13 protein-coding genes and 1 tRNA gene are annotated in these 14,420 nt (G+C 63.5%); 11 read left to right on the top strand and 3 right to left on the bottom strand.

Annotated elements, in window-relative coordinates:
• Positions 1-11 precede the first annotated feature (11 nt).
• Positions 12-1,229 carry a pyridoxal phosphate-dependent aminotransferase gene (locus AC5RVY_RS01495; protein ID WP_493952929.1) on the bottom strand — a complete coding sequence of 406 codons (1,218 nt, stop codon included), beginning with the start codon at positions 1,227-1,229 and terminating at the stop codon, positions 12-14.
• 279 nt (positions 1,230-1,508) lie between these two features.
• On the opposite strand from AC5RVY_RS01495, the gene AC5RVY_RS01490 reads away from it, so the two are divergent.
• The 9 genes from AC5RVY_RS01490 to rplL all read left to right on the top strand — a co-directional run bounded on the left by AC5RVY_RS01490 (position 1,509) and on the right by rplL (position 8,010).
• A tRNA-Trp gene (locus tag AC5RVY_RS01490) sits at positions 1,509-1,581 on the top strand.
• An 82-nt stretch (positions 1,582-1,663) separates the two neighbouring features.
• Entirely contained in the window at positions 1,664-1,948 is a 285-nt protein-coding gene (gene secE / locus AC5RVY_RS01485; RefSeq protein WP_493952928.1) for a preprotein translocase subunit SecE, read from the top strand.
• Between the two features lie 115 nt (positions 1,949-2,063).
• A complete protein-coding gene (nusG, locus tag AC5RVY_RS01480) occupies positions 2,064-2,870 on the top strand; it encodes a transcription termination/antitermination protein NusG (RefSeq protein WP_493952927.1) in 807 nt (268 codons plus the stop codon).
• Between the two features lie 129 nt (positions 2,871-2,999).
• Positions 3,000-3,431 carry a 50S ribosomal protein L11 gene (gene rplK, locus AC5RVY_RS01475; RefSeq protein WP_003803853.1) on the top strand — a complete coding sequence of 144 codons (432 nt, stop codon included), beginning with the start codon at positions 3,000-3,002 and terminating at the stop codon, positions 3,429-3,431.
• 130 nt (positions 3,432-3,561) lie between these two features.
• On the top strand, positions 3,562-4,269 hold the full coding sequence (gene rplA, locus AC5RVY_RS01470) for a 50S ribosomal protein L1 (protein ID WP_493952926.1): 708 nt from the start codon (positions 3,562-3,564) through the stop codon (positions 4,267-4,269).
• Between the two features lie 110 nt (positions 4,270-4,379).
• Positions 4,380-5,552 carry a GNAT family N-acetyltransferase gene (locus AC5RVY_RS01465; protein ID WP_493952925.1) on the top strand — a complete coding sequence of 391 codons (1,173 nt, stop codon included), beginning with the start codon at positions 4,380-4,382 and terminating at the stop codon, positions 5,550-5,552.
• Between the two features lie 7 nt (positions 5,553-5,559).
• Positions 5,560-6,678: a GNAT family N-acetyltransferase gene (locus AC5RVY_RS01460; RefSeq protein WP_493952924.1), complete on the top strand. Its 1,119-nt coding sequence runs from the start codon at positions 5,560-5,562 to the stop codon at positions 6,676-6,678.
• Positions 6,679-6,975: 297 nt separating this feature from the next.
• Positions 6,976-7,557: a 50S ribosomal protein L10 gene (rplJ, locus tag AC5RVY_RS01455; RefSeq protein ID WP_493952923.1), complete on the top strand. Its 582-nt coding sequence runs from the start codon at positions 6,976-6,978 to the stop codon at positions 7,555-7,557.
• A 78-nt stretch (positions 7,558-7,635) separates the two neighbouring features.
• Entirely contained in the window at positions 7,636-8,010 is a 375-nt protein-coding gene (rplL, locus tag AC5RVY_RS01450; protein ID WP_066277893.1) for a 50S ribosomal protein L7/L12, read from the top strand.
• A 62-nt stretch (positions 8,011-8,072) separates the two neighbouring features.
• On the opposite strand, the gene AC5RVY_RS01445 is transcribed toward rplL, so the two are convergent.
• Together AC5RVY_RS01445 and AC5RVY_RS01440 are read right to left on the bottom strand one after the other, a co-directional pair.
• A complete protein-coding gene (locus tag AC5RVY_RS01445) occupies positions 8,073-8,561 on the bottom strand; it encodes an aminoacyl-tRNA deacylase (RefSeq protein WP_493952922.1) in 489 nt (162 codons plus the stop codon).
• A gap of 8 nt (positions 8,562-8,569) precedes the next feature.
• Positions 8,570-9,769, bottom strand: a complete 1,200-nt coding sequence (locus AC5RVY_RS01440) for an acetyl-CoA C-acetyltransferase (RefSeq protein WP_493952921.1) — start codon at positions 9,767-9,769, stop codon at positions 8,570-8,572.
• A 263-nt stretch (positions 9,770-10,032) separates the two neighbouring features.
• Between AC5RVY_RS01440 and AC5RVY_RS01435 the strand changes: the two genes are divergently transcribed.
• Positions 10,033-10,512 (top strand): hypothetical protein, encoded by a 480-nt coding sequence (locus AC5RVY_RS01435; protein WP_493952920.1) that lies wholly within the window; start codon positions 10,033-10,035, stop codon positions 10,510-10,512.
• Positions 10,513-10,815: 303 nt separating this feature from the next.
• Complete coding sequence (rpoB, locus tag AC5RVY_RS01430) at positions 10,816-14,325, top strand: DNA-directed RNA polymerase subunit beta (RefSeq protein WP_493952919.1); 3,510 nt, start codon at positions 10,816-10,818, stop codon at positions 14,323-14,325.
• Positions 14,326-14,420 lie beyond the last annotated feature (95 nt).

The raw sequence follows: 14,420 nt of genomic DNA, 5'->3' as shown, positions 1-14,420 counted from the left end.
GATTGCGGTGCTTACTGGGCCTTGCCCAGGAAGTCCTGCAGCCGCTGCACGCCGGTGGCGAGGTCCTCGTCCCCCAGGGCGTAGGAGAGGCGGAGGTAGCCGGACGGCCCGAAAGCCTCGCCCGGAACCACTGCCACCTCAACCTCGTCCAGGATCAAGGCAGCCAGTTCGGCGGAGGTCTGCGGCGTGGAGGTGCCGGACGCCGTCGGGAATTCCTTGCCCAGCAGCGCACGGACATCCGCGTAGACATAGAAGGCGCCCTTCGGCGTCGGGCATTCCACACCTTCGATGGCGTTCAGGCCGGCGACGATCGCCTTCCGGCGGCGGTCGAATGCCACCTTCATCTCGTCAACGGCGGTCAGCGGGCCCGACACCGCGGCCAGGGCGGCAATCTGCATGATGTTCGAGACATTGGAGGTGGCGTGGGACTGGAGGTTCGTGGCGGCCTTGATGACGTCTGCCGGACCGATCATCCAGCCCACCCTCCAGCCGGTCATGGCGTACGTCTTGGCCACCCCGTTGAGGATGACTACTTTGTCGCCGAGTTCGGGGGCGGCGGTGGCGATGGACGTGAAAGGAACGCCGTCGTATGTCAGGTGCTCGTAGATCTCATCGGTGACCACCCACAGGCCCTTCGCCGCGGCCCACTTGCCGATCTCCGCCACCTGCTCCGGCGAGTAGACCGAACCGGTGGGGTTGGACGGTGAAACGAACAGCAGGATCTTCGTTTTGTCGGTGACGGCTGCCTCAAGCTGCTCGACTGTCACCAGGTAGTCCTGCTCCGGGCCGGCGAAAACCTCAACGGGCACCCCGCCGGCGAGTCGGATGGCCTCCGGGTACGTGGTCCAGAAAGGGGTGGGCACGATCACTTCGTCGCCCGGATCCACCAGCGTGGCGAAAGTGTTGTAGACGGCCTGCTTGCCGCCGTTGGTCACCAGCACCTGGGAAGCCTCCACGGCGTACCCGGAATCGCGCAGGGTTTTTTCGGCGATTGCCTTCTTCAACTCGGGCAGGCCGGCTGCGGGGGAGTAGCGGTGGTACTTCGGCTGGCTTGCCGCTTCGATGGCTGCCTGGACAATGTAATCCGGGGTGGGGAAGTCAGGTTCGCCGGCTCCGAACCCAATAACCGGCCGGCCTGCTGCCTTCAGCGCCTTCGCCTTGGCGTCAACGGCAAGGGTGGCGGATTCGGCAATTGCGGATATGCGCTGGGAAACGCGGGCGGCAGACATGGCAGGTCCGTTCTTCGCTTGCAGCCGGAAAGGCTGGAATGTGGGATTCGACGAGTTCTACTCTATGCTGTTCAGCGGACCCTCCGGGTTGCCGGTTTTGAATGTGACTGCCCTGCAGCCAGCGTCAGGCCGAGGGCAGCTGGAAGGGCCGGAATCGGGCCGGTTCGACGAACGCGAAGTTGTTGCGTAGACTGGTTCACCGGTGTTGAAACACAGATGATGACGTGCGCCCCAGTGCAAGCTGGCGGTTCGTCGTGGTCAAGGTGACATTCACTCCATAGGGTAGTGGCGCAATTGGTAGCGCAGCGGTCTCCAAAACCGCAGGTTGCAGGTTCGAGTCCTGTCTGCCCTGCGCAAGCTGCCCCGGGCGAAAATCCGGGGCACGCGCAGCAACCATGGTTCTGATCAGGGCCGGGTAATCCAACATTGCAAAGATGAGCGAGGACCAGGTGACCGAAACAGCTGCCAGCAGCTCCAAGGGCCGCCCAGCTAAGAAGGACGCCAAGGCAAACTTCTTCGCCCGCATTGCACTCTTTGTCCGCCAGACCATCGGCGAACTGAAGAAAGTTGTTGCGCCAACCCGCAAGGAACTGATCAATTACACGCTCGTGGTGCTGGTGTTCGTGGCCATCATGATGGTCATCGTCAGCCTGCTGGACATCGGTTTCGGAACCGCTGTCGGCTGGGTCTTCGGCGGTACCGGTCCCACGGACAGCTAAGGCTGAACCATCCGCAGCTGCGTGTTTCCGTCCGGGAAAACCGGAGGGAAACACCGGTGTGCGGAATTGAGCCATTTAAATAGGCATGTTAGGCAATGAGGAAGCAGGAGACCAAGTGTCTGAGCAGGAGCTCGAGGTAACCGAGACTGAGCTGGAAGAGTCCGCGGACATCACGGCAGAAGCCGGTGACGAGTCTGAGGTTGAATCCTCCGCGCCCGAAGCCAGCGACGCCGATTCCGATGACGACGCTGAGGGTGACGACGCCGGCTCCGAGGAAGAGTCAGCCGACGCCCTCGCCGCTGCTGCCGCCAAGGCTGAGGTCGATCCCGCTGAGGAGTTCAAGGCCAAGCTGCGCCGCCAGGAAGGTGACTGGTACGTCATCCACTCCTACGCCGGTTACGAAAACCGCGTGAAGGCCAACCTGGAAACCCGCATCCAGACCCTGGACATGGAAGATTACATCTTCGAAATCCAGGTGCCTATGGAAGAAGTCGTTGAGATCAAGAACGCTCAGCGCAAGGTCATCAACCGCGTCCGCATCCCCGGTTACGTCCTGGTCCGGATGGACCTGACGGACGCCTCCTGGGGCGCCGTCCGCCACACCCCCGGCGTCACCGGCTTCGTGGGTAACGCCCACAACCCCGTGCCGCTGCGCCTGGATGAGGTTTTCTCCATGCTCGCCCCTGTCTTCGAGGAAGAGCAGGCCGAGAAGGGCAAGCCGGTCAACAAGCAGAACCAGGCTCCCGTGGATGTGGACTTCGAAGTTGGCGAGTCCGTCATCGTCAAGGAAGGTCCCTTCGAGACCCTTCCCGCCACGATCTCCGAGATCAAGGTCGAATCCCAGACCCTCGTGGTACTGGTGTCCATCTTCGAGCGCGAAACGCCGGTTACCCTGGCGTTCAACCAGGTCACCAAGATCTGATATTCCGAGAATTCGTCCCGGCGCTGCCCGCTTTAGCAGCACCGGGACGGCCGGCCGCCTTGCCATGGCGGCCAAAAACCTGAGGCACGCTCCTGTGTCCCAGGACGTTATTGAGAGAAGGACCCTACATTGGCTCCCAAGAAGAAGGTCACCGGCCTCATCAAGCTGCAGATCCAGGCAGGTGCCGCCAACCCGGCTCCGCCGATCGGTCCTGCGCTTGGCCAGCACGGTGTCAACATCATGGAATTCTGCAAGGCGTACAACGCTGCGACGGAAGCCCAGCGCGGAAACGTCATCCCCGTGGAAATCACGGTCTACGAGGACCGTTCCTTCACGTTCATCACCAAGACCCCGCCGGCTGCAGAGCTCATCAAGAAGGCTGCAGGCGTCGCCAAGGGTTCAGCTACCCCGCACACCGTCAAGGTTGCCAAGCTGACCCAGGCCCAGGTCAACGAGATCGCCTCCACCAAGATGGAAGACCTCAACGCCACCAGCCTCGAAGGCGCAGCGAAGATCATCGCCGGCACCGCCCGCTCCATGGGCATCACGGTCGAAGGCTAATACCAGCTTTCAACCACCGGGCAACCGGTAACCACATCATTGAAATGTCGAGGATCCTCGCCGGATCCCCGACTGTGGCAGGGCCCAGCGCGGTCCGCAGACCACAACTGCACAAGGAGAAATAAGCAGCATGGCAAAGCGCAGCAAAGCATATGAGGCAGCAGCCGCCAAGATCGACGCGGAGAAGTTCTACGCGCCGTTCGAGGCAGTAACGCTGGCCAAGGACACCAACCCGTCCAAGTTCGACGCCACTGTCGAGGTCGCATTCCGCCTCGGCGTTGACCCCCGTAAGGCTGACCAGATGGTCCGCGGTACGGTCAACCTGCCCCACGGCACCGGTAAGACTGCCCGCGTCCTGGTTTTCGCCACGGGCGACAAGGCTGAGGCAGCAATCGCTGCCGGCGCCGACTTCGTTGGTTCCGATGACCTGATCGAAAAGATCGCCGGCGGCTGGACCGACTTCGACGCCGCCGTCGCCACCCCTGACCTCATGGGCAAGGTTGGCCGCCTCGGTAAGGTCCTGGGTCCGCGTAACCTGATGCCGAACCCGAAGACGGGCACCGTGACCCCCGACGTCACCAAGGCCGTCAACGACATCAAGGGTGGAAAGATCGACTTCCGCGTCGACAAGCACTCCAACCTGCACTTCATCATCGGCAAGGTGTCCTTCGACTCCGTCAAGCTGGCTGAGAACTACGCAGCAGCACTGGAAGAGGTGCTTCGCCTGAAGCCGTCCGCTTCCAAGGGCCGCTACATCCAGAAGGCCACCGTTGCCACCACGTTCGGTCCCGGCATCTCCGTCGACCCCAACGTCACCAAGGTTCTGACCGACGCGTAAGTCGTCCCGAAGCACCTGCCGCGGATTTCCGCAGCATACAAGAACCGCCCGGCGCCTGCGCCGGGCGGTTCTTGCTTAACTTGCCGGCCGGTACTGCCTAAGCTGGGGGCGTGGCCGATCCCGAGTTTGAACCGGATGCAGTGGCGGCTGCACGCACCCGGCTGGCAGAGGCTGGCCTGACGATCACCGCCGTCGAGGTCCCGCCTGCCCGCGGCAGCGGAACTGATGGAAGTGTGGCTGGCGCGGGAAGGGAAGCGTCCGCGGATTTCGAGGAATGCCATGCCCTACGGGTAGCCCACGAGCTGGCCCAGTGGGGGAACCTGGACCGCTGCCCTACCTTGCCGGAAGCGCTCGAGTACTGGCGAGGCAACGAGTATGAGGAACGGTACCTCTACCTGGCCAGGGTCGGACCGGAAACGGTGGGGATGTGCTCGGTGACGCTCCCTCTGCGAGAGAATACCCACACTGCCGGAATTGACGTCCTGGTAGCCCCTGCCCACCGCCGCCGCGGATTGGGCCGGGCCCTGCTGGATCATGCCGAAGCAGTCGCCCGAAACCGCGGCAGGACTTCCCTGGACGCCTACCACGAGGTGCCGCTCGCGGCTGCGGGAGGGGGCGCCCTGGTTCCCGCCAAATCCGGGGCCGGCGGCCTGCCGCTGAACGAGCCGGCGGTAGCCTTTGCTGTTGCTGCGGGTTATCAGCTGGAGCAGGTGGAGCGGTCCAGCCGGCTCGAGCTGCCCGTCCCGCCGGTGGCGCTGGACCGGTTGGCGGCAGAGGCCCAACCCAGGGCGGAGGATTACAGCATCACCGGGTGGGACGATACCTGCCCGGACAATCTGGTGGACGCCTATGCCCGGCTCAAAGCGACAATGAGCACGGACGTTCCCATCGCCGGACTGGACTGGGAACGCGAGGACTGGGACGCCGCCCGGGTGCACGAGGAGGAAAAGGCGCTGATGCGGGGCGGGGTCCAGTCAGCCGTAACAGCTGCTGTTCACCGGACCACCGGGGAACTCGTGGCCTACACCGTACTGAACTGGCGCCCAGGGATCCCGGAGTCGATGGTGCAGCAGGACACCCTGGTCAGGTCCGAACACCGTGGGCGGCGCCTGGGCATGCTCATCAAAGTGGCAAACCTGCGGCGGGCACAATCCAGATGGCCATCAGCCCGATCGGTCCTGACATGGAATGCCAACGAAAACCAACATATGCTGGCCATAAATATTGCACTTGGATTCAAGCCCGCAGGTTTTGAAGGCGAGTGGCAGAAACGGCTGGGATGATTCGCCTATGGCAAAAGACGTGAAGATCGAGCTGCTTTGGATCCCCGACGCACTGGACGGGCCGGACGCCGCCGACTTCCTCGCCGCCGTCGAAGTGGGGCGGAAAGTCCGGATGCAGACGTGGGGCAGTGACGATCTGGCCTACGGCCCGCTGGAGAAGCTGCTTGAGTTCCAGGACCCCTACGAACGTCAGCTCATCCTCGTTGCCAAGGTGGACGGGGAGATTGTGGGCACCGTGGACATCGCACTGCCCCTCACCGACAACCTGGACCTGGCGGAGTTCACGCTCGACATCCTGCCTGAGTACCAGCGCCAGGGCGTGGGCCGGCGGCTGCTGCAGGCGGCGGAACAGCTGGCCCGTGAAGAGGGCCGCACCATGATCCTCGTGGACACCAACCACCCCGGGGCGTCCCTGCACGAATTCGAACGTGCCCAGCTTGTCCCTGGTACGGGACAGGGATTCGTGCCCTTGGAAAGCCGCGAGGTCGAATTCGCGCAGCGGACCGGGTACACGCTCCAGCACATCGAGCAGTTCAGCTCCTGCCTGCTGCCGCTGGACACAAAGCTGGTGGCCGACCTGCAGGCGGAAGCGGACGAGGCCAACAACGGACGGTACCGGCTCCACCACTGGACGGACCGCTGCCCCGACCAGTGGCTGGAGGCTGTTGCGGCCTTGGAGAACCAGGCTGGGGCCGACGTCGATCCCTCCCTGGACGCTCCCGTTGAGCAGGAGATGGTGTTCGACGGCGGCATCCTCCGGGAGGCCGAAGAAGTTGCCATTGCGCAGGGCAGGCGGACAGTGGTCACCGCCGTTGAGCACCTCGCCAGCGGAACGCTGGTGGGCCTGACCACCATCACCGTGCTGGCGCACCGCACCGACGTCGTCTTCCAGGACGACACGCTGGTCCTGCAGGAACATCGTGGCAACAAGCTGGGCCTGCTGATCAAGGTGGCCAACATGGAGCGGCTCACCGAGCAGTTCCCCGACGCGCGGGTCATCTACACGTGGAACGCCCCGGAGAACCGGTACCTCCTGACCGTCAACAAGCAGCTCGGTTTCCAGACGGCCGGGGTCACCGGAATCTGGCAGAAGGAGCTCCCGCACCTGCACACCAGCAAGAGCTGACGCCCCGATTTGGTGGACCCGAACGCTCTCCCGTAGACTGGGATGACCAAAGACCGTCGGTTGTTGGAAATCCACTCTCTCGAACATGGCTCAACTCTGCAGTTGTGCGCGGGGGAAGCAGTGGGTTTCTGGACGAAGGACCCTCAACGCAGGGCGGCCGGCGCAGGTGAACGAAGCAAAGCTTCATGGACTGATCCGTGTTGAGCCAAGCCCCGTGCATCTGCGCGGGGCGTTTTTAGTTTTAGCTCTCTTGAGCGGGGACCGTCGCATACCGGCACTATCCCCGGAAGGAGGGTTATGGCAACGCCTACCAAGGTTTCAGCAGTAGCTGAGATCACTAACGATTTCAAGGAATCGAACGCCGCTGTCCTGACCGAATACCGCGGGCTCACCGTTGCACAGCTCAAGCAGCTGCGTGTTTCTCTCGGCCAGGACACCAAGTTCGCGGTCGTCAAGAACACCCTGACCGCCATTGCAGCCAAGGAAGCCGGCGTCGAAGCATTCGACGGCCAGCTTGCCGGCCCCACTGCAATCGCGTTCATCAAGGGTGACGCAGTTGCCGCTGCCAAGAGCCTGACGGATTTTGCCAAGACCAACAAGCAGCTGGTCATCAAGACCGGTTACTTCGAGGGCAAGGCACTGGACGCCACCGAGGTTGCCGCACTGGCTGCCCTCGAGTCCCGCGAGCTGCAGCTCGCCAAGGTTGCAGGTGTCCTCAAGGCACCCGCCGCCGCAGCTGCACGCATCATTGACGCACTGCGCCTCAAGCTTGAAGAAGAGAACGGTGCACCGGCAGCTGCCGAAGCGCCTGCCGCTGAAGAAGCTCCCGAAGCAGCAGCAGAGGCCCCGGCCGAAGCTCCTGCTGCCGAAGAGAACTAATTCTCTTTACCCCACCAGACTCCGGTGTCGTGCACGGCTTCGCGCTGTGCCGGGACCACAACAGGAAGGACGCCTACCATGGCGAAGCTCACCAACGAAGAGCTCATTGAAGCTTTCAAGGAACTGACCATCATCGAGCTCTCCGAGTTCGTCAAGCTCTTCGAAGAGACCTTCGAAGTTACCGCTGCTGCTGTTGCTGTTGCTGGCCCCGCCGGCGCTGCTGCTGAAGAGGTTGAAGAGAAGACTGACTTCGACGTCGTCCTCGAAGCTGCCGGTGACAAGAAGATCGCAGTGATCAAGGAAGTTCGCGCCATCACTTCCCTGGGCCTGAAGGAAGCCAAGGACCTGGTTGACAGCGCTCCCAAGGCTGTCCTCGAAGGTGCAACCAAGGAAGCTGCCGAGAAGGCCAAGGAGCAGCTCGAGGCTGCAGGCGCCACCGTTACCCTCAAGTAACAGCGCTTTTCCGCACAAAGCCCCGTCCACGTTTGTGGGCGGGGCTTTGTGCTGTCCGGAGGTCAGGCGGGATCGGAGATGTCCGCGACGACGGCACCCAGCGCGGCAGTCAGCGCATCGGCATCCACAAACGCGCTGTAGCCGTGCGCGCCGGCGCCCATCGAGATCCTCCGGCCGGTGATGGTGGCGTCCGCGTAGACAGGCCAGCTGGTGGTGCTGCCCAACGGGGTGATGGTGCCGCGCTCATAGCCGGTGGCGTCAAGCGCCACGTCCGCGGGAGGCAAGGAGAGTTTGTTGACCCCCACAAGGCCGCGGAGCTTGGGCCACGAAATCTGGCGGTCACCCGGGATCAGCGCAAACAGGAATGAGCCATCCTTGTGCTTGACCACCAGGGACTTCACGATGTCAGCAGGACTGATCCCCAGGATGCCGGCCGCCTCCTCCAGGCTTTTGGCTGCCGGCCTTTTCACCACCTCGACCTGCAGGCCACGGGCGGCGGCGTCGGCCAGGAACCGTTCCCGTCCGACGCCGTCCGTTTCATGTGTGGACAAGCGCGCCATCAGTCGCGGTACAGCAGGAGGGCTTCGCCCTGCCCGCCGCCGCCGCACAGGGACACCGCGGCTTTGCCCGTGCCGCGGCGCTTGAGTTCATGCGCGGCATGGCCTGCCAGGCGCGCACCGGATGCCCCGATGGGGTGGCCCAGGGCGATGGCGCCGCCGTGGAGGTTGCACTTCTCCAGGGGGTAGTCCAGGTCCTTGAGTGACTGGACCGCAACGGAGCCGAACGCTTCGTTGATTTCTATGAAATCCAGGTCTGCCGTGGTCCAGCCTGCGCGTCCCAGGGCGTTCCGGATGGCGTTGGAGGGCTGGGAATGCAGGGAGTTGTCCGGCCCCGCTACCTGCCCCGGCTTGCCCACAATGGCCAGGTAATCAAGCCCGTGTTCTTCCGCGAAGGCCCGGGATGACAGGACCAGTGCGGCAGCTCCATCGGACAGGGGAGAGGAGTTGCCGGCGGTGATGGTGCCGTCTGTGGCGAACGCTGCGCGCAGCCCGGCCAGCGATTCCACTGACGCGTTGGGGCGGACGCCTTCGTCGGTGGAGACCACCAGGGGATCGCCCTTGCGCTGCTTGACGCTGATCGGTGCGATCTCGTCGTCGAACGTTCCGTTCTTGGCAGCCAGTGCGGCGCGCTGATGCGACTGCGCGGCCACGTTGTCCTGGGACGTCCTGTCGATGCCGAGTGCGAGGTTGCGGGTTTCGGTGGACAGCCCCATCGACTGGCCGTCAAAGGCGTCGGTCAGTCCATCATGCGCTGCTACGTCCAGTGCCTGGATGGAACCGTAGGTCCAGCCCTGCCGGGAGCCTGGCAGCACGTGAGGTGCCCGGGTCATGGATTCCTGCCCGCCGGCCACCACAACGGAGGCCTCGCCGCCACGGATCATCCTGGCGGCGTCGATCACGGCTGTCAGGCCCGAAAGGCACACCTTGTTCACCGTCACGGCCGGAACATTCCAGCCGATGCCGGCTCCGATCGAACTCTGCCGCGCAGGGTTCTGCCCGGCGCCGGCCTGCAGCACTTGCCCCATGATCACGGCCTCCACTTGGCCGGCATCCACCCCGCTGGCATCGAGCGCTGCCTTGATGGCATGCGCCCCGAGGTCGACGGCGGTGAAGCTCGCCAGTTGCCCGTTGATGCGGCCTTGTGGCGTCCGCACTGCTGCGAGGATGACAACCTCAGTGTTGTCAACGGAGTTGCCCATGTTTATCTCTCCCGATCTGGTCCGGTTATAGGCCACCAAGGCTACCGTGACGCCGGTCACCCATCTATTCAAACGTCCCAGTTACCGCAGGCATTCCGAAAAGACCGGGGCTTTCCCCGCACTGTAACGCCCCGGTCCGGCGGGCGGCAGGGGAGAGGTCCCCATCTCCCTGACGTGCACGACGACGGCGCCCTGCGTAGGGTGGACGGCGGACACTTTTGCAGGGGGCAGCAGGTCCGTGCCCCGGAATTGGGAGCAGCATCGTGAAAAAATTCGTGGCCCTTGCAGCGGCCGCCGGTATCGCCGGACTCACTGCCTGCTCCGTTTCCGCCCCTGATCCCGCCGCCGGCAGCGGAACTGCCGTGCCGCCGTCGTCCTCTTCCACACGGACCGGCGCTGCAGGGGAACCCTCCGCATCCGCTCCCTCAACCGCCGCTCCCTCTGCGGGAGGAGCCAGGCAAGCCTGCGAACTCTTCAACTCCCTCTTCGCGGACTACCGGGCCGTCCCGGCCGGCGATGCCAACGGCTTCGAGGACATCTACCTGCAGGCTGAAGACGCCAAGGACACTGTCAGCGGGGACCTGGAAGGGCTTTTTGCTGCGCTGAGCCTGCTCGCCATCGACCACTCTGCGGCAGCGGAATCCGGCGGCGGACCCGGGCAGGAATCCAAGGATGCCCTGCGGGACGCTGTGTTTGCCAATGCCGGGACCTGCACCGCCGAAGGCGTCACCCTGCGTCTCTAAACCGGCTCTTCGGAAGCGGCCTGGAAAAACCAGTGCTTGCAATCGGACCGGATGTGGGGTAGACATGTAGGTTATTTTGCCGTATCGTAGATATTTGCGTCTTCCCTGTTTACCTTCAGCCTTCATATAGCGGTGGGCTTTCGCCTGGCAGCTGGCAATCAACGTGCCGTCAACAACGTCACAGCATGGTCAGCACCGGCCCCGGGTCATATAGCGGAACCGGATGGTAGCACTGCGGAGTCATTCCGCAGGGTGCAGCGGGGGAGATCTGAAAACGCCTGAAGGTCTGTGGAAGGATCCCTCTTGGTCGCCTCGAGCACCTCTAATAACGAAACCGCTAACACCGCCGACAGCACTGATGGTGCCACTCGCCGGCTTTCATTCGCAAAGATTCACGAACCTCTTGACGTTCCGAATCTGCTTGCCCTCCAGACTGACAGCTTTGACTGGCTGGTCGGAAACGAGCGCTGGCAGGCACGCGTAGCGAAGGCTGTTGAAGAAAACGATCTTAGCGTCGCCACCACGTCCGGACTCTCGGACATCTTCGAAGAGATCTCCCCGATCGAGGACTTCCAGGGCACCATGTCCCTGAGCTTCTCCGATCCGGAGTTCGCTGACCCCAAATACACCATGGCCGAATGCAAGGACCGGGACGCAACGTACTCGGCTCCGCTGTACGTCAAGGCCGAATTCATGAACAACAACACGGGCGAAATCAAGCAGCAGACCGTGTTCATGGGTGACTTCCCGCTGATGACCGAGAAGGGCACCTTCGTTGTCAACGGCACCGAGCGTGTCGTCGTCTCCCAGCTGGTCCGCTCCCCGGGTGCCTACTTCGAGCGCGCCGCCGACAAGACCAGCGACAAGGACATCTTCACTGCGAAGATCATCCCGTCCCGCGGTGCCTGGTTCGAGCTCGAGATCGACAAGCGCGACCAGGTGGGCGTCCGCCTCGACCGCAAGCGCAAGCAGTCCGTCACGGTGCTGCTGAAGGCTCTCGGCTGGACCGAAGGCCAGATCCTCGAAGAGTTCGGCCAGTACGACTCCATGCGGGCAACCCTGGAGAAGGACGCCACCGAGACCCGCGAAGACGCCTTGCTGGACATCTACCGGAAGCTGCGTCCGGGCGAGCCGCCCACCGTCGAGGCTGCCCAGTCGCTGCTGGACAACCTGTACTTCAACTCCAAGCGCTACGATCTGGCCAAGGTTGGCCGCTACAAGATCAACCGCAAGCTTGGCATCGACCGCTCCCTTGGCGACAAGGAAGCTTCGGTCCTGCACGTTGAAGACATCGTTGCCATGATCAAGTTCCTCGTTGCGCTGCACGCCGGCGAGAAGACCATCAAGGGCACCCGCGATGGCCAGGAAGTGGACCTGCGCGTCGAAATCGACGACATCGACCACTTCGGCAACCGCCGCATCCGCGCCGTCGGCGAGCTCATCGAGAACCAGGTCCGCACCGGCCTGTCGCGTATGGAGCGCGTTGTCCGCGAGCGGATGACCACCCAGGACGTCGAGGCCATCACGCCGCAGACCCTGATCAACATCCGCCCCGTGGTTGCAGCCATCAAGGAGTTCTTCGGAACCTCCCAGCTGTCGCAGTTCATGGACCAGAACAACCCGCTCTCGGGCCTGACCCACAAGCGCCGCCTGTCCGCGCTTGGCCCCGGTGGTCTGTCCCGTGACCGCGCCGGCATGGAAGTCCGTGACGTGCACCCGTCCCACTACGGACGTATGTGCCCCATCGAAACCCCTGAAGGCCCGAACATTGGCCTGATCGGTTCGCTGGCATCCTACGGACGCATCAACCCGTTCGGCTTCATCGAGACCCCGTACCGCCTGGTCAAGAACGGCGTCGTTTCCGACGACGTCCAGTACCTGACGGCTGACGACGAGGCTGAGGTCCTGATCGCCCAGGCCAACGCGCCGCTGGACGAGAACAAGAAGTTCGCCGAGGACACCGTCCTGGTGCGTGCCCGTGGTGGTGGAGGCGAGCCCGTCCTCGTTCCCGCCGAGGACGTCGAGTTCATGGACGTTTCCCCGCGCCAGATGGTGTCCGTGGCTACCGCCCTGATCCCGTTCCTCGAACACGACGACGCCAACCGCGCACTCATGGGTGCCAACATGCAGCGCCAGGCCGTGCCGCTGGTCCGTTCCGAGGCTCCGTTCGTGGGCACCGGCATGGAGCGCGCCGCCGCCGTCGACGCCGGTGACGTTGTCATCGCGAAGAAGGCCGGTGTGGTCACCGAGGTTTCCGCCGAACTCGTCATCATGCTCAACGACGACGGCACGGAAACCAACTACCGCATCAACAAGTTCGCCCGCTCCAACCAGGGCAACTGCTACAACCACCGCGTCCTGGTGAACGAAGGCCAGCGCCTCGAGGTCGGCGGCATCATCGCTGACGGCCCGGCAACGGACCAGGGCGAGCTCGCCCTCGGCAAGAACCTGCTCGTGGCATTCATGTCATGGGAAGGCCACAACTTCGAGGACGCCATCATCCTCTCGCAGCGCATTGTTGCCGAGGACGTTCTTTCCTCCATCCACATCGAGGAGCACGAGATCGATGCCCGCGACACCAAGCTTGGTGCCGAGGAAATCACCCGTGACATCCCCAACGTGTCCGAGGAAGTCCTGGCAGGCCTGGACGAGCGAGGCATCATCCACATCGGTGCCGAGGTCGAAGCCGGCGACATCCTGGTCGGAAAGGTCACCCCGAAGGGTGAAACCGAACTGACCCCGGAAGAGCGCCTGCTGCGAGCCATCTTCGGTGAGAAGTCCCGCGAAGTCCGCGACACCTCCCTGAAGGTGCCCCACGGCGAGTCCGGCACCGTCATCGGCGTGCGCGTCTTCGACCGCGACAACGACGACGAACTGCCCCCGGGCGTGAACCAGCTGGTCCGCGTCTACGTCGCCGCCAAGCGCAAGATCACCGACGGCGACAAGCTCGCCGGCCGCCACGGCAACAAGGGTGTTATCTCGAAGATCCTCCCGATCGAGGACATGCCCTTCCTTGCCGACGGCACCCCCGTTGATATCGTCCTGAACCCGCTGGGTGTCCCGGGCCGTATGAACGTGGGCCAGGTGCTCGAAACGCACCTCGGCTGGGTTGCCAAGACCGGCTGGAAGATCGAAGGCGAGCCCGAGTGGGTCAAGCAGCTGCCGAACCTGCCGCGCGAGAGTGGCCAGACCACTGTTGCCACGCCGGTGTTCGACGGCGCCCGCGAAGAGGAAATCACGGGCCTGCTGGACTCCACCAACGTGACCCGCGATGGCCAGCGCCTGATCGACTCCTCGGGCAAGACCCGCCTGTTTGACGGCCGCTCCGGCGAGCCGTTCCCGGATCCGATCTCGGTCGGCTACATGTACATCCTGAAGCTCCACCACCTGGTGGACGACAAGATCCACGCGCGCTCCACCGGCCCGTACTCCATGATCACGCAGCAGCCGCTGGGTGGTAAGGCACAGTTCGGCGGCCAGCGCTTCGGTGAAATGGAAGTGTGGGCGCTTGAAGCATATGGCGCCGCATACACGCTCCAGGAACTCCTCACCATCAAGTCCGATGACATCCACGGCCGCGTGAAGGTCTACGAAGCCATCGTCAAGGGCGAGAACATCCCCGAGCCGGGCGTTCCCGAGTCCTTCAAGGTCTTGATCAAGGAAATGCAGTCGCTGTGCCTGAACGTGGAAGTCCTCTCCACGGACGGAACCACAATTGAAATGCGCGACTCTGATGACGCAGTCTTCACGGCTGCGGAGGAACTGGGTATCGATCTGTCCCGTGCAGAGCCCAGTTCCGTAGAAGAGGTCTAGCAGGTGCGGTACGACGGCGGGTGACCGCCCGCCGTCGTACCTTGCCTCCCTCCTCCCCGCACCCAAGACTTCAGAATTTAGAGAACAAGAGAGAA

This window comes from Arthrobacter sp. Ha26, assembly GCF_059091705.1.
Note: the sequence above shows the minus strand (reverse complement) of the source record. Positions and strands in the feature narration are given on the sequence as shown.